The sequence below is a fragment of the Nonomuraea sp. CA-143628 genome (assembly GCF_050942315.1).
In the GTDB taxonomy this organism is placed as follows: Bacteria; Actinomycetota; Actinomycetes; order Streptosporangiales; family Streptosporangiaceae; genus Nonomuraea.
Map to the genome: position 1 here is coordinate 2,708,178 of NZ_CP192072.1, position 19,952 is coordinate 2,728,129.

General features: G+C 69.4%; 20 protein-coding genes and 1 tRNA gene. 8 read left to right on the plus strand and 13 right to left on the minus strand.

The window, feature by feature from the left end:
* Nucleotides 1–55: 55 nt before the first annotated feature.
* Nucleotides 56–427 (minus strand): hypothetical protein, encoded by a 372-nt coding sequence (locus ACQP2T_RS12735; RefSeq protein WP_433516346.1) that lies wholly within the window; start codon nucleotides 425–427, stop codon nucleotides 56–58.
* The gene (locus tag ACQP2T_RS12740) at nucleotides 424–903 is read right to left on the minus strand and encodes a MarR family winged helix-turn-helix transcriptional regulator (RefSeq protein WP_433516347.1); all 480 of its coding nucleotides are present in this window, start codon (nucleotides 901–903) and stop codon (nucleotides 424–426) included. The genes ACQP2T_RS12735 and ACQP2T_RS12740 overlap by 4 nt, the downstream gene beginning before the upstream one ends.
* A gap of 307 nt (nucleotides 904–1,210) precedes the next feature.
* Between ACQP2T_RS12740 and ACQP2T_RS12745 the strand changes: the two genes are divergently transcribed.
* The gene (locus ACQP2T_RS12745; protein ID WP_433516348.1) at nucleotides 1,211–1,594 is read left to right on the plus strand and encodes a hypothetical protein; all 384 of its coding nucleotides are present in this window, start codon (nucleotides 1,211–1,213) and stop codon (nucleotides 1,592–1,594) included.
* 136 nt (nucleotides 1,595–1,730) lie between these two features.
* On the opposite strand, the gene ACQP2T_RS12750 is transcribed toward ACQP2T_RS12745, so the two are convergent.
* Both ACQP2T_RS12750 and ACQP2T_RS12755 read right to left on the minus strand, forming a co-directional pair.
* Nucleotides 1,731–2,690, minus strand: coding sequence for a pirin family protein (locus ACQP2T_RS12750; RefSeq protein WP_433516349.1), 960 nt, complete (start codon nucleotides 2,688–2,690; stop codon nucleotides 1,731–1,733).
* 167 nt (nucleotides 2,691–2,857) lie between these two features.
* Entirely contained in the window at nucleotides 2,858–4,399 is a 1,542-nt protein-coding gene (locus tag ACQP2T_RS12755; protein ID WP_433516350.1) for a serine hydrolase, read from the minus strand.
* Between the two features lie 192 nt (nucleotides 4,400–4,591).
* On the opposite strand from ACQP2T_RS12755, the gene ACQP2T_RS12760 reads away from it, so the two are divergent.
* Together ACQP2T_RS12760 and ACQP2T_RS12765 are read left to right on the plus strand one after the other, a co-directional pair.
* The gene (locus ACQP2T_RS12760) at nucleotides 4,592–6,334 is read left to right on the plus strand and encodes a histidine kinase (RefSeq protein ID WP_433516351.1); all 1,743 of its coding nucleotides are present in this window, start codon (nucleotides 4,592–4,594) and stop codon (nucleotides 6,332–6,334) included.
* Entirely contained in the window at nucleotides 6,327–6,995 is a 669-nt protein-coding gene (locus ACQP2T_RS12765; protein ID WP_433516352.1) for a response regulator transcription factor, read from the plus strand. The genes ACQP2T_RS12760 and ACQP2T_RS12765 overlap by 8 nt, the downstream gene beginning before the upstream one ends.
* Nucleotides 6,996–7,012: 17 nt before the next feature.
* Here ACQP2T_RS12765 and ACQP2T_RS12770 read toward each other — a convergent pair whose 3' ends face one another.
* Nucleotides 7,013–7,858, minus strand: a complete 846-nt coding sequence (locus tag ACQP2T_RS12770; protein WP_433516353.1) for a spermidine synthase — start codon at nucleotides 7,856–7,858, stop codon at nucleotides 7,013–7,015.
* A gap of 98 nt (nucleotides 7,859–7,956) precedes the next feature.
* Here ACQP2T_RS12770 and ACQP2T_RS12775 point away from each other — a divergent pair, with 98 nt between their 5' ends.
* From ACQP2T_RS12775 to lat, 4 genes are all read left to right on the plus strand, one after another.
* Nucleotides 7,957–9,420 carry a penicillin-binding transpeptidase domain-containing protein gene (locus ACQP2T_RS12775; protein ID WP_433516354.1) on the plus strand — a complete coding sequence of 488 codons (1,464 nt, stop codon included), beginning with the start codon at nucleotides 7,957–7,959 and terminating at the stop codon, nucleotides 9,418–9,420.
* 85 nt (nucleotides 9,421–9,505) lie between these two features.
* Entirely contained in the window at nucleotides 9,506–10,153 is a 648-nt protein-coding gene (trhA, locus tag ACQP2T_RS12780) for a PAQR family membrane homeostasis protein TrhA (protein WP_433516355.1), read from the plus strand.
* An 83-nt stretch (nucleotides 10,154–10,236) separates the two neighbouring features.
* On the plus strand, nucleotides 10,237–10,770 hold the full coding sequence (locus ACQP2T_RS12785) for an HdeD family acid-resistance protein (protein WP_433516356.1): 534 nt from the start codon (nucleotides 10,237–10,239) through the stop codon (nucleotides 10,768–10,770).
* Nucleotides 10,771–10,846: 76 nt separating this feature from the next.
* A complete protein-coding gene (gene lat, locus ACQP2T_RS12790) occupies nucleotides 10,847–12,133 on the plus strand; it encodes an L-lysine 6-transaminase (protein WP_433516357.1) in 1,287 nt (428 codons plus the stop codon).
* A gap of 457 nt (nucleotides 12,134–12,590) precedes the next feature.
* On the opposite strand, the gene ACQP2T_RS12795 is transcribed toward lat, so the two are convergent.
* Nucleotides 12,591–13,361, minus strand: coding sequence for a helix-turn-helix domain-containing protein (locus tag ACQP2T_RS12795; RefSeq protein ID WP_433516358.1), 771 nt, complete (start codon nucleotides 13,359–13,361; stop codon nucleotides 12,591–12,593).
* 94 nt (nucleotides 13,362–13,455) lie between these two features.
* Nucleotides 13,456–13,806 (minus strand): hypothetical protein, encoded by a 351-nt coding sequence (locus ACQP2T_RS12800; RefSeq protein WP_433516359.1) that lies wholly within the window; start codon nucleotides 13,804–13,806, stop codon nucleotides 13,456–13,458.
* A 98-nt stretch (nucleotides 13,807–13,904) separates the two neighbouring features.
* On the opposite strand from ACQP2T_RS12800, the gene ACQP2T_RS12805 reads away from it, so the two are divergent.
* Complete coding sequence (locus tag ACQP2T_RS12805) at nucleotides 13,905–14,345, plus strand: MarR family winged helix-turn-helix transcriptional regulator (RefSeq protein WP_433516360.1); 441 nt, start codon at nucleotides 13,905–13,907, stop codon at nucleotides 14,343–14,345.
* A 203-nt stretch (nucleotides 14,346–14,548) separates the two neighbouring features.
* On the opposite strand, the gene ACQP2T_RS12810 is transcribed toward ACQP2T_RS12805, so the two are convergent.
* The 6 genes from ACQP2T_RS12810 to ACQP2T_RS12835 form a co-directional block, all read right to left on the minus strand.
* Complete coding sequence (locus ACQP2T_RS12810) at nucleotides 14,549–14,779, minus strand: helix-turn-helix domain-containing protein (protein WP_433516361.1); 231 nt, start codon at nucleotides 14,777–14,779, stop codon at nucleotides 14,549–14,551.
* A gap of 156 nt (nucleotides 14,780–14,935) precedes the next feature.
* Nucleotides 14,936–15,011: transfer RNA gene (locus ACQP2T_RS12815), tRNA-His, on the minus strand.
* Between the two features lie 66 nt (nucleotides 15,012–15,077).
* Nucleotides 15,078–15,671 (minus strand): oligoribonuclease, encoded by a 594-nt coding sequence (gene orn / locus ACQP2T_RS12820; RefSeq protein ID WP_358178208.1) that lies wholly within the window; start codon nucleotides 15,669–15,671, stop codon nucleotides 15,078–15,080.
* A gap of 70 nt (nucleotides 15,672–15,741) precedes the next feature.
* Nucleotides 15,742–16,863 (minus strand): DUF2510 domain-containing protein, encoded by a 1,122-nt coding sequence (locus ACQP2T_RS12825; RefSeq protein ID WP_433516362.1) that lies wholly within the window; start codon nucleotides 16,861–16,863, stop codon nucleotides 15,742–15,744.
* Between the two features lie 69 nt (nucleotides 16,864–16,932).
* A complete protein-coding gene (locus tag ACQP2T_RS12830) occupies nucleotides 16,933–18,288 on the minus strand; it encodes a hypothetical protein (RefSeq protein WP_433516363.1) in 1,356 nt (451 codons plus the stop codon).
* 146 nt (nucleotides 18,289–18,434) lie between these two features.
* Entirely contained in the window at nucleotides 18,435–19,931 is a 1,497-nt protein-coding gene (locus ACQP2T_RS12835; protein WP_433516364.1) for a serine/threonine-protein kinase, read from the minus strand.
* Nucleotides 19,932–19,952 lie beyond the last annotated feature (21 nt).

Genomic DNA, 19,952 nt, shown 5'->3' on the forward strand with positions numbered 1-19,952 from the left:
CGGCCCGGCTCGCCCTGGCTGAGCTCGGCTCGTTGGCCCGGCTCGGCCTGTGAGCTCAGCCCATCAGTTGCCTCATCGGCTGCCACGGCGTGGCGTCGAAGATCAGCATGATGGAGACGATCCGGCCGTCGGCGAGCTGGAAGTGCTCGGCGGTGCGCTGGGTGCCCACCGGCGTGGCGGTGTGCACGTCATAGACGAGCGTGGCCTCCGACTCGCCGTAGAGCTCGCTGATCAGGTCGACGCCGGTGACCACCTGGACGAAGCCGGTGATCCCGGCCAGGTGGCCGGCGGCGTCGTCGGAGCTCATGAGCGGGCTCTGGAAGCTGAACCCGTCACCGATGAGCGCGGCGGCCGTTGCCACATCGCCACGGAAGCGCGCCTCGTGGTAGCCCCGTACGACCTCACGTGTCCGGTTCTCACCGCTCATGAGGCACCTTCCAGATACTGCGCGAGCCGGTGCTGATTGTCGGCCACCCGCAGGCACAGGTCTCGGAACCGGGTCAGGTCGTCGGCCGTGAAGTCCCTGAACATCGCCGTCATCGCCCGCTGCGACGGCTCGCTGAACGCCTTGATCCAATCCCGTCCCCCAGCCGTGATCTGGGCCAGGACCGAGCGCCGATCATGCTGGTCGGGGACCCGCCGCACCAGGCCCTCGCGCTCCAGCGTGTCGACCAGCCCGGTCACGTTACGGGAGCTGACGCCCGCGGACTGGGCCAGCTCTCCGATGCTCACTCCGTCCCCCTCGGCGGCGCCGAGCCGCATCAGCAGGTCCATCGCGCCGGAGCTCAACCCTCTGCCCTGGCTGCCATGAGCGCGCATCCGCTCGATGGCGTGGAAGGCGGTGCGAACGGCGGCCGCGGCCTCCAGCGTGGCGGTGTCGCCTCCGCCGGTGAACTGCCGCATGGCGGTCCTGGTCGCGGGATCGAAGAGGCTTCCGTCGGGGTCAGTGTCAAAGTCTGATTTATGTACGTCCTTCATGATGAGGCAGCACATTAGTACGTACTTCACGACTTGTCGATCGGCCGGAGCCGGGATCGCAGGGCTCCCGGACGGGGCCTCCTCGCGCCAGGGCGGTCCGTCCGACCCATGGCCGGGCCGTCCGGCCATGGGTCGCACTCGACGAGCGTGCCGAATCGGCGCGCACTTTTTATGAACTTTGCCGTCGATGTCGTCGTCTTTCCTACGGAAATGCAAAACGACAGGGGGCATTGTGAAAAAGCTGCTACTCGTCACCGCCATCGCCGGACTGGCGCTCGCCACCATGGGCACCACCGCCGCTTCGGCAACCGCGCGGGCGATTCCCCGCGCATCCCTGAGTGACGGGCACGGGGGCGTGCTCGCCGAAGCTCAATTGGAGAGCGACACGAGAATCATCGTCTGCGACCGGAACGCCGATCACCGCTACGCGATGGCCAAAGTCAGGTACCAGGGGCACACCTACCAGTACGCCAACTACTACAAGAACCAGGACTGCCTTGAGCAGCGGACCAGGCGCATGTCGCACGGCAAGATCGAGCTCTGGGCCTGTGTGAGCAAGCCGTACAAGGTGAAATTCGACCACTGCGGGCCGAAGAAGACGGTGGTGCGCCCGTAATCGCTGCGTCGCTCTTAAACACAATGGGCCGCCGTGAATGACGGCGGCCCAGTTCCAACGAGTTGGTGGTGTTCAATAGCGAAACGCTCGATAGCGGGCCCGCTTAATAGCGGGCCGCTCGATGCGATTCTCGTAATCAGGCGGCGGGAATGGAGCCCAGGCGTCCCGCCTGATAGTCCTCGAAAGCCTGGGCCAGCTCGGCGCGGGTGTTCATGACGAACGGCCCGTAATGGGCCACCGGCTCGCCGATCGGCTGACCGCCGAGGATGATGACCTCCATCGTGTCCTTCGCCGACAGCGTGATCGTCTCGCCCGACGTGGTCAGCCCCGGACGGTCGCCGAAGCCGTCGAACACGGCCAACTGGCCGCTGACCAGCGGGCGCCGCTCGGTCCCGACCGTGCCGCGTCCTGACAGGACGTAGGCGAGGGCGTTGAAGTCCTTGCGCCATGGCATCGTCAGCCGCGCACCCGGGCTGATCGTGGCGTGCAGCAGGGTGATCGGCGTCTGGGTGCTGCCGGGCCCGGTGTTCCCGGCCAGGTCGCCCGCGATGAGGCGGACCAGGGCGCCGCCGTCGTGGCTGCTGAGCAGCGCGACGCTGGAGCTTCCGATGTCCTGATATTTCGGGGCGATCATCTTCTTGGCGCCCGGCAGGTTCACCCACAGCTGGATGCCGTGGAACAGCCCGCCCTGCTGCACCAGCCACTCCGGCGGCGCCTCCTTGTGCAGGATGCCGGCGCCGGCGGTCATCCACTGGGTGTCACCGTTCGTGATCGTGCCGCCGCCTCCGTTGGAGTCGAGGTGCTCCATCACGCCGTCGATCATGTACGTGACGGTCTCGAAGCCGCGGTGCGGGTGCCACGGGGTGCCCTTGGGCTCGCCGGCCGCGTAGTCGACCTCTCCCATCTGGTCCATCATCACGAACGGGTCCAGGTACTCGGGCTTGATCGCGGCCAGGGCCCGGCGTACCGGGAAGCCCTCGCCCTCGAAGCCGCTCGGCGCGGTCTCGACGGCGAGCACCTTGCGGCCCTGCTCCTCGGCCAGCGGTTCCGGCAGGCGGGGCAGGCTGAGCGGGTTCTCTACGGTGACGGCGGGCATGTCGGGCTCCCTTCGGCGGAATCTGCTGTGCTCAACCAAGTTGAGAATTCAACTATTCCAGGCGAGCGGCCCCGGCCGCCAGGAAGCCCGGACTCAGGCGGCCAGGCCTCCGGGCCCAGGGGCAGGACGCCGAAGGGTCCAGGGGCAGGACGCCGAAGGGTCCAGGGTCAGGACGACTTGAGCAAGGCGAAGGCGCCCCGCGAGAGTGCGATGAGCTCCTCGTACACCTGGTCCTCCTTGAGGGCGGCGGCCGGGTCGGAGGCCATGGCCGTGACCACGAAGGTGCGACCGGACGGCGTGCGGGCCAGGTAGCTCAGGTCGAGCACGCCCTGCTCGGAGCCGCCCTTGTACCAGACGGTGGGCCACTCCTTGGCCGGCAGTTGGATCCCGCCGGGGTTCTGCGACATGATCTCGCCGACGCGCTTGTCACGGCTCTTCGCCAGTCCCGCGTACGCGCGGCAGATGTCGGCCGGGGAGCCGAACCACTCCACGGTGTCCAGCTCGCGCGGCTCGGCCCACGCCCTGATGCTGGACCGCGGGAGCTTGTCGACGACCGCAGACAGGTAGTCCCGCCGCCCGGCCGTGTCGCGCGACAGGAATTCCTTGGAGTATCGCGGGTAGTCCGCGCCCTTGAGCGCGAACAGCTCCCTGGTGGTCAGGAACGGCGTGTTCCGCTTCACCTGGCCGTGCCAGGCCCGTACGCGGCCCTCGACCGCCGTCCGCCCGGCCTGGTGGAGCAGCAGGTCCGCCCCCGTGTTGTCGCTGATGGCGATCATCATCTTGGCCGCCTCCAGCACCGACACCTGGCTGTTGTCGGGGCGGTCCTGGAGCTCGCCGCTGGGCAGGCTCTTCAGCTCGGGCTTGATCGTCATCGCGGTGTCCCACGAGAACCTGCCCTGCTCGATCTTCTTGGCGACGGCCCCGAGGACGTACAGCTTGAACATCGAGCCGAGCGGGCGCGCCTGCCCGCCGGCGATGGCGTGGACCGGGCGGCACGTGCCATCGCGCTTGACCTCGGCGGCGAGGAACCCCACGCGGGCCGCCGCCTTGCGCGCCCGCCGATCCAGCTCGTCCCAGCTCGTGGGGGAGGGCTGAGGAGTGGCCGGTTCGGTGAACCGCACGCCGTTGATCTTGCCTGTGGCGTCCACCGAGAGCGTCAGCTTGAGCGTCTGGGCGCCGACCACCACATACGCGATCAGAGCGGTGGGCGCGGCTCCAATGATCTTCTGCAACTGGATCCCGCGCAGCCCGGTCAGGGTCTCGTTGACCTTGTCCGCCGGGACCTGCTCCAGGAACGCCGGGGCGAAGTGCTCGGCCAGCTCGGCCTGCCCGATCGGCACCCTGGCGGGGGCGTCGAGCAGCCAGCGCAACTGCTGCCCGGCGGGCGTACTGGGAATCTCCACGGGCGGCGCGGTGGTCGCCGAGGGAGTGTTTGGAACGTTCCTACCAGCGGCGGAGACCGTGAGCGCACTCACGGCGGTCACGGGCGAGCTCGTGTCGCCCGCAGGCCGGTTCGCGGCGACCCTGGACAGGCTCGTGTCGCCCGCAGGCCAGTTCGCGGTGACCCCGGACAGACTGGTGACGGCCGCAGGCCGGTTCGCGGCCGCCCCGGGCGGGCGGCTGGTGGTGGTCCCGGTCGCGCAGGCGGTCAGTGACACGGCCACGGCGGTGACCGCGACAGCGAGGGCGGGCTTCGACGGGGAGGACATGGTGGCTCCTTCGACTTCGCGTTCGACTTCGATTTCGACTCAGACCCAGGTGGAACACGCGCCTCCCACTCAACAGACCCCGTCCTACATACCCCACCCGGTGAGCCGCCGTCTTGAGACTGCGGATAACCGCACCGGATGTGCGGTTATCCGCATAGACGCAGCCCACCGCCCCCGCGACGATGGGGCCTTATGAGTTCCAGGTTGGTGGCCGGGCTGCTCGCGGTGATCGCGGCCGCGGGTGTGACGGCGGGCGCGTTGCTGGACAGCGGCCTGCCCGCACCTCTGACGCAGTGGGCGTACATCGTCATCGGCCTGGTCTTGCCCGCGCTCGGCTGGCTGCTGGCGGTCCGCCGGCCACAGATCCCCTATGTCTGGCTGCTCCTGGCCACGGCGGTCTGCCTGGGTGTGAGCACTTTCGGCGTCGGGCTGAGCAAGCTGGACATGGCATCGGTGGTCGTCCGCGTGCTGGTCGCGGTCTTCCCCGTCTACTACGGCCTGTTGTGGATCTTTGTCCCGCTGCTGTTCCCCGAGGGTCGGCTGCCGTCGCCCCGCTGGCGGCCCGTCGCGTGGATCGGGGCCGTGGCGATCGCCGTCCACTCCACGGGCAACCTCCTGATCGGCCCTATCCCCTCCGCCGCGCCCGACCAGCTGGTGCCGGCCAGCTCGGCGGACCTGGTCGCCGGGCTCATGTCCGCGGTCGGCCAGCTCGTCACCTGGATCATCACCCTTGTTGTGCTCGGCGGGCTGGTGATCCGCTGGCGGCGGAGCGGGAGCGGCGAGCGCGGCCAGTACGCCTGGATGGTCGCCGGAATGACCGTCAACCTCGCCGGGTTCGTGCTGCTCTCCTTCTTCCTCTTCGGAGTCGCTGAGCCGCTGGCCGGGGTGGTCGGCGTGCTGGCCGTGCTGGGGTCCCTGCCCGTGGCGATCGCGGTCGCGGTCTTCAGGCACCGGCTGCTCGACCTCAGGATCGGCATCATGGGCTCGCGGCTCCTCGTGGTGTTCGACGTCCGGCCGACCGTGGGCGAGATGCTGACGAGCCTGGGCACGGCGTTGGAGGAGACGCCGGAGCCCGTGGAGCAGCTTGGCCGGCTCGCGGCGGCCGTACGCGATGGGCTGGAGGTCAGGTGGGCGGCGGTCACGCTCGCCGACGGCACCCGCGTGGTCGCCGGGCGGGAGGAGGGCGCCGCGGCGCTGACGCTGCCCGTGCGGGGCGGTTCAGGGCGGATCGAGTGCGGGCCCAGGGACGGCGACAGCCTCACCGCCGCCGACCGGCGGCTCCTGGAGGCGCTGGCCGTGCCCGCGGGGCTCGCCATCCAGAGCGCCGGGCTGGCCGGACGCCTGGTCAACGCCCAGGAGGCCGAACGCCGGCGCATCGAGCGCAACATCCACGACGGCGTGCAGCAGCAACTCGTCGCGCTCATCGCCGGGCTGGAGCTGGCTCGCGCCACCGGTGGCGGCCCCGGCATGCTCGCCGAGCTGCGCGAGCAGGCCCGCCAGACGCTCAACGACCTGCGGGAGCTGGCCGCCGGCATCCATCCCAGCTCGCTCAGCCAGGGTGGCCTGGTGGAGGCCGTGGAGGAGCGCTGCGCCCGGCTGCCGGTGCCGACCACGGTCGTCGCGAGCAGGGAACTGCGCGCCCAGCGCTTCCCCGACGAGGTGGAGGGCGCGATGTACTTCACCGTGAGCGAGGCGGTGGCCAACGCGCTCAAGCACGCGGGCGCCACCAAGATAGAGGTACGCCTGGCGCGGGCGGACGGCCGTCTGCGTGCGACCGTGATGGACGACGGGCGGGGCTTCGATCCGCCGGCCGTCGTCCGTCGGGGGCTGGCCACGCTCGCCGACCGGCTCGACGCGCTCGGCGGCGGGCTGGATCTCGACAGCGGGCAAGGAGAGGGGACACGGATGAACGCCTGGGTGCCGGTCGATGCCTGAGCGGATCCGCACGATCGTGGCCGACGATCACTACCTGGTACGCGAGGGCACCCGGCGGCTGCTGGAGACTTCGGGCGAGGTCCTGGTCGTCGGTGCGGTGGGCAACGCCGACGAACTCGTCGACGCCACGCGCAGGCTCGGCCCCGACGTGGTGATCACCGACATCCGGATGCCGGGAGGGGGCTGGCGCCAGGGGTTCGAGGGGATCGACGCCGCACACCGCGTTCACGCCGATCATCCGGGCGTCGGGGTCGTGGTGCTGTCGCAGTTCTCGGACGCGCTGTTCGCCTTCGAGCTGTTCAAGCACGGCACCGAGGGGTTCGCCTATCTACTCAAGGACAGGGTGGGCGATCTCGACGAGCTGCTGGGAGCCATCAAGGCGGTTGCCTCTGGTGGCTCGGTCATCGACCCCAAGGTGGTGGAAGGGCTGCTGGCCAGGCGCGATGTGCGGGGCGAGCAGGAGGCGCTGACGTCGCGTGAGCGCGATGTGCTGCGTGAGATGGCACATGGCCGGTCCAACGGCGCCATCGCCAGGGCGCTGCACCTGTCGGTCTCGTCGGTGGAGAAGAACGTCAACTCCATCTTCGCCAAGCTCGGCCTGGAGAACAGCGGCGACGTCCACCGCCGGGTCGCCGCGGTCCTGGCCTACCTGGGGCCCTGAGCCCGGTTATCAGCTTCTCAGCCGAAGACGGCCGGGGGTGGCACCGGGGCCAGCACCGCGTCGCCGTCCTTGATCGGGTGGGCGCCCGCGACGAAGTTCGTCAGCGCCTCCCCGTACACACACCTGGCCTGAGTGAGGCCGCCGGCCGCGCGGCGGGTCAGCAGGTCGATCGGCAGTTCGGCCCGCGAGGCGGCGACGATGAGGTTGCCGAAGCGGCGCCCGCGCATGACGCCCGGCTCCGCCAGCAGCGCCACATGCCGGAACGTCCCCTGGACCGTCGCCGCGAGCCGCCTGGCGAAGGCCAGGCCCTTGCCGTCGGCCATGTTGATCAGCAGCGTGCCCGACGGGCGCAGCACCCTGGAGATGTCGCCCATGTACTCCGTCGTGGCCAGCTCGACCGGCATGGTCGCGCCGGAGAAGGCGTCGAGGACCAGCAGGTCGGCCGAGTCGTCCCAGACCTTGGCGGTGCCCTCGCGCCCACCCTGCACGATCACCTTCAGCCGTGGCACGGACCGCAGGTCGAGCTGCTCGCGGATCAGGTTGACCAGGAGGCCGTCGGGTTCGAGGACGATGTGCCGGGACCCTGGCCGGGTGGCCGCGACATAGCGCGGGATCGTGCACGCCCCGCCGCCAACGTGGACGCAGGCGAGCGCGCCTTCCGGAAGAAGGTCGATCACGTCCGCCATAAGCCGTACGTACTCGAATTCCAGATATGTAGGGTCTTGTAAGTCAACGTACGACTGAGGTACGCCATCCTTGGACAGTACCCAGCCGTCCTGCCTGTCCAGGTCCCGGAGCAGTTCGATCTCGCCGAACGTCACCGGGTAGAGGCCAGGCATCGGCTCCCGCTGTCCTCGTGCCACGATGATCCCCTCCTGGGAGTAACCGTATGCGACGACGAAGACTGATTGTGCTGGTTATCGCCGTTGTTGCGGTAGTAGGTGCAGGTGTCTTCGCGACGGTGGTGGCCAATCGGGTCAAGGGCAGCGCCGCGCAGACCTCGGCCGCGTACTTCACGGCATGGCAGCGGGGGGACCTGCGGGCCATGGCCACCCTTGTCTATCAGCCGCCGGCGGACTTCGTCACCCGGCACCGGTCGTTCTCGGACGACCTGCACGTACAGGACATCCAGTTGCGGCCCGGGGCCGTGAAGAGCACGGGGGAGACCTCGGCCGAGGTGCCGTTCACCGGGAGCAGGACGCTGAGCGAGTTCGGGGCGTGGCCGTTCAGCGGCACGTTGCGGCTGGCCGTGCGCGACCGGACCTGGAAGGTGCTCTGGGCGCCGGAGACGCTGGACCCCCGGCTCAAGGACGGGGGCACGGTGCGGCTGGCCGAGTTCGACGGGCCCGCGGTCGAACTGGTGACCAGCGAGGGTGACAAGATCCCCAACGACAGCTACGCCGAGTCCTATCTCGCCGAGCTCAAGCCCGAGTTCGACGACGTGGCCCAGGGATGGGCGCTGGAGACCGCGCTGCCGGGTCAGCAGGCGCGGCGGCTCATGACCGTCGAGCCCAAGGTGAGCCTGGAGCGTACGACGCTGTCGCGCTCGGTGCAGGCGGCGGCCGCGCGGGCGCTCGACGGGGTGCGGAACGCGTCGATCATCGCGATCCGGCCCAGCACCGGCGAGGTGCTCGCGGTGGCCGATCGGCTGGAGGGCAACTACAGCGCGATCCGCGACTTCTTCCCGCCCGGGTCCACGTTCAAGACGGTGACGGCGGCGGCGCTGTTGGAGTCGGGCCTGGATCCGGCGGCGGAGGTGGACTGCCCGGCCACGTACACGATCCCGCACTTCAGGACGTTCAAGAACGCGGGCGAGCAGGCGCATGGCCAGGTGACGTTCGCCGACGCGTTCGCGTACTCCTGCAACACCACGTTCGTGCGCGAGGCCGTCGCCCGATTATCGGGTGACGATCTTGTCGAGACCGCCGCGAAGTGGGGGTTCAACGGCGCCGATCTGGCTACGGGCCTGGGCGGCAAGTGCGGGCGGATGGACCCGCCCGACGGCATGGACGAGCTGGCGGCCGACTCCTTCGGCCAGGGCTCGGTGGAGGCGACCCCGCTGTGCATGGCGATGGTCGCGGCGGCGGTCCAGAGCGGCACACTGCGTGTGCCACGCATCCTGTCCAAGGCCGCCGCCGAGCGGATCGACGGCCCGGCCGCCAAGCCGGTCGACCTAGACGAGGGGACGATCGCGGCGCTGCGGGAGATGATGGCCGCCGTCGTCGACCACGGGACGGCCGCCAACGCCGGGCTGCCCGCGGGCGTGTCCGGCAAGACGGGCACGGCCGAGGCCGCCGGCGGGCGGGAGCACGGCTGGTTCATCGGCTACCGCGACGACCTGGCCTTCAGCGTCTTCGTACGCAACGGCGGCTCGGGCCGGAGCGCCGCGCTGCCGGTCGCGGCCCGCTTCCTCAACGGGATATGACCGGCTTCTTCGGCGGGATATGACCTTCGTCTCGTTGAAGGTCCATACCCTCAACGTGGCTATAACCTACGGTACCGTAGGTTATATGACGACCATCACTGCGAAGCCGAGGCTACGAGGTTGGTTGCACACTGGAGCGTTGCCCGTGACGCTGGTCGCCGGGTTCGCGCTCGTGGCGCTCGGCCCCACCCTCCAGGCCCGTCTCGCGTCCGCGATCTACGCGATCACCTCGGGTCTGCTCTTCGGCATCTCGGCCACCTACCACCGCGGCACGCTGGGCCCCCGCCTGGCGGAGGCGCTGCGGCGCTTCGATCACGCCAACATCTACCTGATCATCGCGGGCACCTACACGCCCTTCGCACTCCTCGCGCTCGACGGGGCCGCCCGCGTGGCCGTCCTGGCGGTCATCTGGGCCGGCGCGCTGTCCGGGGTGCTCTTCCGGGTGTTCTGGATGAGCGCGCCGCGCTGGCTTTACACGGTCCTCTACCTGGCGCTCGGCTGGACCGCGATCTTCGTGCTGCCGCAGCTGCTCGCGGGCGCGGGCGTGGCCGCCGTCGTGCTGGTCGCCGTCGGCGGCGTCTTCTACAGCGCGGGAGCCATCGTGTACGGTCTGCGCCGCCCGGACCCGGCACCTGGCTGGTTCGGCTACCACGAGGTGTTCCACGCGTTCACGATCGCCGCCTACCTGGTCCAGTACATCGCGGTGTCGATCGTGGTCTACTCCCAGGTCTAAGGACCTGCTCGGTTTGGTGATTTCGCCCGAGTTTTGACCGTGCTGTGGGCTGCTTGCGTGATCGATCGGGAGATCACACCAGTATGGAGCAAATCGCACGCAACTGGTGGCTCGTCCTGATCCGCGGCATTTTGGCGGTGATCTTCGGCATCCTGGCGCTGATCTGGCCCGCGATCACGCTGCTCGTGCTCGTGATCTTCTTCGGCTCGTACGCCATCGTCAGCGGGCTCGTCTCGGTGTTCTCCGCCTTCCGGCATGGAACAGACTCCCGCGTCTGGCTCATTATCTCCGGAATTCTCGGGATCCTGGCGGGGATCATAGCCTTCGTCTGGCCGGGCAAGACATCGCTGATCCTGCTCTTCGTGATCGCGTTCTGGGCGATCCTCAGCGGGGCGTCGGAGATCGTCGCGGGCGTACAGATGCGCAAGGTGATCGAGAACGAGTGGATGCTCATCGTGGGCGGAATCCTGTCCATCGTCTTCGGGGTCCTGCTGCTCATCTGGCCCGGCGCGGGACTGCTGACGTTGGTCTGGCTGGTCGGGATCTTCGCCATCCTGTACGGCATCGCGATGATCGTGCTGTCGTTCGAGGTAAAGAAGTTCGCCCATGCCGCCTGAATTCCGGAAATTTTCCGCATAGACCTAGGTCTGGCAGGGAAACGTATGCCATGTCTGGTTTCAACGTGGAGGTGACATGGACGTACACGACCGCCTTGCCCGCCATCTACTCGTCGACGGCTACCGGCTCGTGCTCGATCTGGAACACAGCCAAGGCTCCTGGCTCGTCGACGCCGGCAACGGCCGCCGATACCTTGACTTCTACACGTTTTTCGCCAGCGCGCCGCTCGGCGTGAACCCGCCCTTCGACCCGGAGTTCGTCCGTCTTCTCGGCGAGGTGGCCCGTAACAAGCCCGCCAACTCCGACATGTACACCGCCCACCTGGCGGACTTCGTCGAGACCTTCTCCCGTGTCCTCGGCGACTCCGAACTGCCCCACCTGTTCTTCGTCGAAGGCGGTGCGCTGGCCGTCGAGAACGCCCTGAAGACCGCCTTCGACTGGAAGAGCCGCCGCAACGAGGCGGCGGGCCGCTCCCGCGACCTCGGCACCCAGGTCATGCACCTGACGAAGGCGTTTCACGGCCGCAGCGGCTACACCTTGAGCCTGACCAATACCGAACCAGGCAAGACCGACCGCTTTCCCCAGTTCCGCTGGCCGCGCATCGACGTACCCGCCGTACACCTCGGAGACGTCGAGGCCGCCGAGGAGCACGCGCTCGCCCAGGCGCGCGCCGCCTTCGAGGCGCACCCGCACGACATCGCCTGCTTCATCGCCGAGCCCATCCAGGGCGAGGGCGGCGACAACCACATGCGCCCGCAGTTCCTGCAGGCGATGCAGCGGTTGTGTCACGAGTACGACGCGCTGTTCATCCTGGACGAGGTGCAGACGGGCGGCGGCACCACGGGCACCCCCTGGGCCTACCAGCAGCTCGGCCTGGCGCCGGACATCGTGGCCTTCGCGAAGAAGGTCCAGGTGGGCGGCATCATGGCGGGCCGCCGCGTGGACCTGGTCCCCGACAACGTCTTCCAGGTCAGCGGCCGGATCAACTCGACCTGGGGCGGCGGGCTGGTGGACATGGTCCGCTCGCGCGGCCTCCTGGAGATCGTCGAACGCGACAACCTCATCCCGCGCGCCGCCACCCTCGGCACCGTCCTCGTCGAACGCCTCGTCAAGCTGCAGGCCGAACACCCGGACCTGGTCTCCAACGCCCGGGGGCGCGGCCTGATGTGCGCGTTCGACCTGCCCGACGGGGCCGCGCGCGACGCGCTGGTCACGCGACTGCGGGACGAGGCAGGCGTACTGCTCCTGGCCTGCGGGCCGCGTTCGGTACGGCTGAGGCCCGCGCTCAACATTCCCGAATCCGACCTGGAACACGGCCTCGCGGCCATTTCGGCGGCTCTTCCGCAGATGGCACGGGCTTAGGTCGCGAATCCGACCTAGAACGCGGCCTCGCGGCCATTTCGGCGGCCCTCCCGCAGCTGGCACCGGGCTTGGGCCGCCAACCCTCTGACACGCGGCGACGTCCACGCGACGTCGCCGCCTGGCCGAAGCTTCCACCGGCACTGTGCTCGGGCCTGGCTGTGGCTCGCGCCCCTGCCCGGCTGCGACGCCTGCTCGGCTTGTGACCTCAGCCCGGCTGTGATGCCTACCCCACTGTGACCTCAGCCCGGCTGCGACGCCTACCCCACTGCGACCTCAGGCCCGCTGCGACCCTGCTTGCGTGGAGGTCAGGAGGGGGTCTGTGGTCGGGGTGAGCAGGCGAGCCGAGCCGGAGTGAGCGGGAGGCGAGCGGGCGGCCCGGGTCGGGGTGAGCGGCGAGGGATCGGCGGCCCCGAGCCGGGGTCAGCGGCGAGGGATGGGCGGGGGAGCCCACGTGGGGTCAGTCACGGTGGCGGGACCGCAGGAAGGCCGCTGTGGCGGCGTCGGCGGGCAGGAACGCCTCCAGCTTGAGCTCGGCCAGCGTGACGTCCACCGCGGTGGCGAAGGACGTGAGCGTGGTCAGCAGCCGCAGCTCGGCATCGCCGGTACGCAACCGCAGCGGCACCGCGAACCCGAGATGATCGCTCCCCGGCACCGCGTCGGGCACGTACGACTCCAGTTCGGCGATGAACGCGTCCAGCCGTGGATCCGGGCTGCGGAGGAGCTCGGCCCGCAGGCTCTCGATGATGTGCCGGCCCCAGTCCGCGAGGTTGACCACCCGAGGCCCCATGCCCTTGGGATGCAGGGCGAGCCGCAGCACGTTGACCGGCGGCTCCAGCAGCTCGGCCGCCGCCCCCTCGGTGAGGACGTCGAAGGCCGCGTTGGCCGCCAGCAGCTCGCCGTAGGGCCGGACGACGACCGCCGGATACGGCAGGTGCCCGTCGAGGATGCTGTCCAGAGCCTCGCGTACGGGGCGCAGCATGGCGTCGTCCAGACCCGACTCGGGGAACACGGGAGCGTAGCCGGCCGCCAGCAGCAGGCCGTTGCGTTCGCGCAGCGACAGCTCGAGTGACTCGGCCAGGCGCACGACGATGGCCCGCCCGGGACGGGAACGGCCGCGCTCGATGAAGCTGAGGTGACGCTGGGTGGTGCCGGCCCGGTTGGCGAGTTCCAGCTGGCTCACCCGCCGACTGCTCCGCCATCGCCGCAGCTCGCTCGCGAATCGTTCCACGCCTCCCTTTTTAGCCCACGCGGGTGACGGAGCACGATTCCCCGCAGGGAATCACCGGGGGCGGTCATGCCGCGGCGGGACGACGCCTCGGTTCTCACAGTGAGGTCGGTTGGATTCGTCCCGGGGCCGGGTTGCGGCCGGTGAGCAGCCGGGCGGCTATCAGCAGGGCGGCGGCGAAGACCAGGGGGCCGATCGTCTGAGGGACCTGATGGTGAGCGGCGCCGATCGCCGCGTCGCCGATCTGGACCGCGCCGTTCAATGCGAGCAGCAGGCCAAGGGAACGCCACGCGCGCAGGGCCAGCAGCCAGACCATTCCGCCGAGCAGCACCACGCTGCGGGCCGCCATGTAGGCGGCATAGGTCCTGGGGGCGGTCTGATCGCCTCCAGGCACCAGCCCGCCCGGGTCCGCCAGGCTGGACACCGCGAAGTAGCCGGATGTGACCACGGTAAGGAGCGCGACAAGTCCGCCGAATCGGCGCGCATTTAGTGAGGTAGCCATATCATTCGGATGCCGAATCATATGGCTAGGCTAGCATTGGTGGTGTGACGGTGGAAGAGTCGTTGATCGGCACGGTGGGGTTCTTGCTGGGCAAGCTGGGCCAGCAGGCGAATGGGCAGTTCGCGGATCGCCTGGCCCCGCTCGGTCTGCGTCCGCGGCACTGTGCCGTCCTGGAGCTCCTGGTCGGCGGGCCCAGGGCGCAACTGGAGCTGGCCAAGGCCATCGGGGTGACCGCCAGTGTGGTCGTCGACATGCTCGACGAACTGGAGAAGCTCGGTGCCGTACGACGGGTGCGGGACACCGCGGACCGTCGGCGCCAGCTCATCGAGCTGACGCCGACCGGCCAGGACCTGCGGCAACAGACGCTCGCGCTGGCGAGGCGGAACGACGAGGAATTGCTGAGCGCCATCGACCCCGCCGAGGTGGCGGCGCTGCGCCAGATCCTGGGTCGGATCGCCGCTGCGACTGGTCTCGTGGAGAAGTGACGGCGTCACGCGAGACAGCCCGCTACGCAAAACAGCCCGCTACGCAAAACAGCCCGCCACGCAAAACAGCCCGCTACGCGAGACGGCCCGCCACGCGAACCGGCCCCACTACGCGAGACAGCCCGCACGCGAGAGGGCCCGTCACCTGAGAAGGGCCGTCACATGAGGCAGCCCGTCACGGCGAAACGCGCGAGATGGCCGGATCAGGGCAGGTTGGGGCGAGACTGCCAGAGGCCGATCGCGGTGACGCGCGAGTCCACGCCGAGCTTGGCGTAGATGCGATTGACATGGTTCTTGACCGTCTTCTCACTGAGAAACAGCCGCTGCGCGATCTGCCCATTCGACTGCCCAGTGGCGATCAGGTCCATGACCTCGGTTTCGCGCTTGCTCAGGGACGTGAACACGCTATCGAACGCTGCGTCTTCGACTCTCATCCGGCCTCCGGGGGCGCGCGCAGACGGTCAGATCGCCGAGGCCCCCGCGCATCCGGCGTAAGCGGTAGACAGCGAGCATAACTCGCAATGTCATGTTTTGGGGACGTTGCCGTAGAAAAACGACAACGGCCGGTCCCGAAGGACCGGCCGCGTGCATGGGGTGAGTGAAGGGACTTGAACCCTCGACATCCAGGACCACAACCTGGCGCTCTACCAGCTGAGCTACACCCACCATTGGCCGCCGACGTGGCGGCACAGGAAAAGTGTAGCGTTCTTCGGGAGTCTTTACGCCACTCGATTAGCCGCTGACACGCTCGGCGACCGCTCTGGCGGTGGCCGAATCGGGGCCGGGCTGGCCGACGAAGATGGCCGCCCGGTAGTAGCGGAGCTCCCTGATGCTCTCCGTGATGTCGGCCAAAGCGCGGTGTCCGCCCTGCTTTTCCGGGGCCGCGAAGTAGACCCGGGGGTACCAGCGGCGGACCAGCTCCTTGATCGACGACACGTCGATCATCCGGTAGTGCAAATAGCCGTCGACCACGGGCATGTCGCGCGCGATGAACGTGCGGTCGGTGCCGATGGAGTTGCCGCAGAGCGGCGCCTTCTTCGGCTCGGGGATGTGGCGGCGGATGTAGTCGAGCACGAGCGACTCCGCCTCCGCCAGCGTCACCCCGCCCGCCATCTCGGGCAGCAGCCCCGAGGCGGTGTGCATCTCGCGGACCACCTGCGACATCTGCTCCAGCGACTCGGGCGGCGGCTTGATGACCACGTCGACGCCTTCGTCCAGCTGGTTGAGCTCGCTGTCGGTGATGATGCACGCCACCTCGACGAGCGCATCGCGACCCAGGTCGAGCCCGGTCATCTCGCAGTCGATCCAGACCAGCAAGTCACTCATTCGATCTCCTCGCCCAAGCGGCTCGGAGTCATCCGCCCGCCTGAATACCCCACCAGCCTAGTGCCACCGGTTACGCGGGCTTGAGCGAGCTGAGAACCTTCTCGACCACGTCGGTGCCCAAATTGTCCGGAACTGACACGTATACGAGGGCTGGGCTCTGGCCCGCGCCGCGATCCATCACCACGATCGCGCCGTTTTCCTTGTTCCACTTGTAACCTTTGGCCTTCGACTCCTTCGAGAAGTCGAGCTGGAACTGGAGCACCCAGGCGGACTTGTCGCCGATTTTGAGTGCTTTGTCCTGAATGATCTTGTTGGTGTGGGTAACCGGGTAGTACTGGGCGAAGTCCACGAACACCGTCTTGGCCGTGTCCCCCAAGCCGGTCGTCCCCGTGTAGGGGTATTGCTTGTTGAGCAGCCCTGTGTAGATGTTGCCGCTCCAGTCGTCCTTGCCGTTGTACTTCTCCTGCGAGGTCGCCCCCACGCCGCTCGACCAGGCCTGCTGGGACGGGTCACTGCCGTTCAGGGAACTGGCGGCCGGCACCTTCCAGCCCTCGGGCACCTGGTACGACAGGTTGGCCTGCGGGTCGGTGATGCGGCCGTCCTGGGGCTGGGGCAGCTCTGTGATGCTCGGTGGCGGCTCGGTGGTCTCCTGCTGCTGCGGCAGCTGCTCCGTCTCGCTGGGCGTCGGCGACGAGGCGAGGGTGCCGTCGGTGTTGCGGTTGACGAAGAAGATCCCGGCCACCACGATCAGGCCGACGACCACCAGCGCCGCGAGGCCGCCGAACACCCACGGCAGCGGATTGCTCTCCTTCGGCTGTGTGCCGTAGCCGGGGCCGGGCAGCGGCGTGCCACCCCACTGGCCCTGACCGGGCTGCCCATACGAGCCTTGCGAAGGCTGGCCGTACGCGGACTGGCCCTGGGTGGATTGCCCGTACGCGGGCTGTTCCTGCGTCGGCTGCCCGTACGCGGCCTGTCCGTACGTCGGCTGCCCGAACTGCCGCGTCGGGTTCGCCGGCGTGGCGGACCAGTCGGGGCTCGACTGCTGCTGCGGTCCGGAAGACGGTTGCTGTTGCGGTGACGCCCCCTGCTCCAGCGGGTGGGTGGCGTCCGTCCACTGGCCGCCGTCCCACCAACGGAGTTGGGGCGATCCGTAGGGGTCGGGGTACCAGCCCGAGGGGGTCTGCGTGGTCATGTTCGTCAGCGTAGTAACAACGGCTTTGATATGCATTGCTGGCTCGGCACCAACGCTCAAGATCAGCGCTCAGCACTTGTACGTGAAGCTCGCCTTGTCCGTCCTGAGCGGGCCGGGGGACAGCACCCGCAGCGTGGCCGTGGCCTTGACGGTGCTCTTGCCCTTGAGCGTCCATCGAAGCGGCACGGTGTAGGAGGTCTGGTCGGCGGTCGTCCGGAGTGTCTGCTTGACGACCTCCTTGTCCAGGTTCTTGCGCCACTCGTAGCTGATCTCGCCCGCCTCGCCATTCGTGACGATCTTGCCCGTGACCACGACGGCGCTGTCGCAGCCCTGCGTCTTCTTCGGGGCCACGACGTCGATCGACTTGATCGCCAGCTCCGGCGCGCCGCTCAGCTTGAGCCAGGCCAGTATCGCGCCGCCCATGATGACCGCGAACAGTATCGCCGCGAGGATGGTCCGGCGCCGCCTCGCCCGTGCCGCCTTCCCCGGCTTTCCGCCGCGCTGGACCGTTCCGACCTGCTCCCGGCCCTCACGCCAGATCCGTTCGGCCGTGGTGCCGGCCTGCGGCGACTCCGTGCTCACTCCTGAGCTGACGCCCGGCCCGAAGTGCACCGGAGTCTGATGGGGGCTGGGAACGGCGAGCAGCGTGACGATGTCGCCCTCGTCGAGCGGCGGCTGCGCCTCCACGGGAGGATGCGCGAACGCCGACCTGCCGCGGGCCGCCTGGGCCAGCTGATCGTGCCTGATCGCCCCGCCCGGCAGCGCTGCGGGCTCGGAGAGCACGACGGACCTGGCGGTGCCCAGGCCGTGCGTCGTCGTGGTGACCGCGGCCCGCTCGAACAGGGCCGCCGCGCGCGGGGCGCTCCGCGTGACCGCGGCGGCCAGTGCCCTCGCCAGTGACGCCCACGCCGCCACGTCCCGCTCCGGTGGGGAGACCTGGCCGCGGATGGCGTCGGACAAGCCGCGTTCCGACAGCAGCGCCGCGCCTTCGGCGGTGATGACCACCGAGCCGGGATGCACCGAGCCGTGGGTGACCCCGGCCGCGTGCAGCGCGAGGAGGGTCTGGGCGGTCTCCGCCAGTACGGCCGCCGCGCCGCTCGCGTCGATCGCCCCCGAGGCCAGCAGGTCCGACAGCGTCGGGCTCACGGCCTGCGCGGTGAGCAGCCAGACCTGCTCGCCCGCCGCGACGACGTCGGCGACGGGGATCAGCCCGGCCAGCCCGCCCAGGACCAGCCGCTGGTCGGTCAGAACCGTCGCCACGACGCGCTCACGCACCCCGGGCAGCCCGATGATCTTCGGGTCGAACAGCAGGGCCCCGGCCCGGCGTCCATCGGGCGAGATCGCGTCGATCCAGTTGCCCAGTTCGGTGTTCCAGGTGTGCTCGGTGAGCCGGAAGCCGGCGATACCGTTCCTCGGGTTGTCCATCGCCGTAGCCCCCCGATGCCCTTCTCGTGCTTCGTCCGATGTCATCCCGCCATGCGGCGCTTAACGGCAAGTGTGACCGGAAGTGCGCCAGTCGTCACCAGCACGAGCCCCGGCAGGGCGCCGTCGCGCGGTGACGGAGTCCGTGTTCATCCTTTCCCGCGGCCGTCGTCGCCGGGGCTGCTCGGCGGGTCGGAGGAGGGGGCCGGGCTGCTGAGGGTACGCGTAGGGCGGACGGTCGGCGGCGCGGTCGTGGGCGGCTTCGTGGCGGCGGCCGTGGCCCCCGGCGGCGGGTCGTCGACCGTGCCGGTGATCTCGGGCTCGGTCGAGGCGACCGGGGGCGGGGTCCTGATGACGGTCTTCGACGGCCTGGGCTTCACGGTCCTGATGGGCTTGCGCGTCGGCGTGGGAGTCGGTGTCCGCTTCGGCGTCGCGCTGATGACGGGCGGTGGCGCGGTGCTCGCCGGGGTCGTCGGCTCCGGCGTCGTCTCCTTCGCCGTCGGCGTGGGCTCCTCGGAAGGCTCCTCTTCCTCCTCGGCCGCGGCGGACGGCTCCGGCGCCGTCGTCGTGGGCGTCACCTGCGTGGTCTGCGCCTGCAGGGCGGGCTCGTCGGACATGGTCTTCACCAGGACGATCGCCACGCCGATCAGCAGGCCCGTGCAGGCGGTGCCGACCAGGATCTTCGTGGAGAGCCTGCTCAGCAGCCCGCGCGGCTCGGTGAAACGGGTCTCGGCCAGCGAGGTCTGCGCCTCGGCCGGCACCTCGGGCGGGCCGGGGAAGAGCATGAGCAGCAGGCCGGACAGCCGGGCCAGACGGCGCCTGCCGCGCTCCTCCCAGTCGGACCCGTACGCCCTGGCCGCGACCGCTTCGAGCTCCGTCAGGAACGCCTCGGCGGACGACGGGCGATCGAGGGCGTTCTTGGCCAGGCCGCGCTCGACCAGGTTCCGCAGCGGGCCGGGCACCTCCTCGATGGGCGGTGGCGAGCTCTGGTGCTGGCGGGCCAGTGCCGCGAGGTTGGGCGAGCGAAAGGGGCGGGTGCCGGTCAGGCACTCGAAGAACACGATGGTGGCGGCGTACACGTCGGTGGTGGGTGCGGCGGACGCGCCCGACCACTGCTCGGGCGCCATGTACGGCGGGGTGCCGGCGGCGCTCGCGTCCTCGCCGGTCCTGACCGCGATGCCGAAGTCGACCAGCTTGCTGGAGCCGTCGCCCTGGACCATGACGTTCTCGGGCTTGAAGTCGCGGTGCACGACGCCGATCGCGTGGGCCGCGGCCAGGCCCTGCAACGAGCCCTTGAGCACCACCAGCGCGGCCTCCGGGCCCGTGGGACCCTCCGACCTGAGCAGCTCCCGTAAGGAGACCCCGTTGACGAGCTCCATGACGATGGCCGCGCCCCCGCCGGCCTCGACATAGTCGATCAGGCGGGCGTTGTGCGGGCTGCGCATGGTGCCCAGCAGCCGGGCCTCGTGCCGGAACCGGGCCACGAAGCCGACGTCGGACCGGAGCTCGTCGGACAGGTACTTGACGGCCACCTCCACGCCGTCATGGTCCCGCCGAGCCAGCACGACCCGCCCGGCGGATCCCGCGCCGAGTTCGCGAATCTCGGTGTAGCCCGGGACCCCCCACTGACCATGGTCGTCGTACATGCGGTCTCCCTCTGCGGTCCT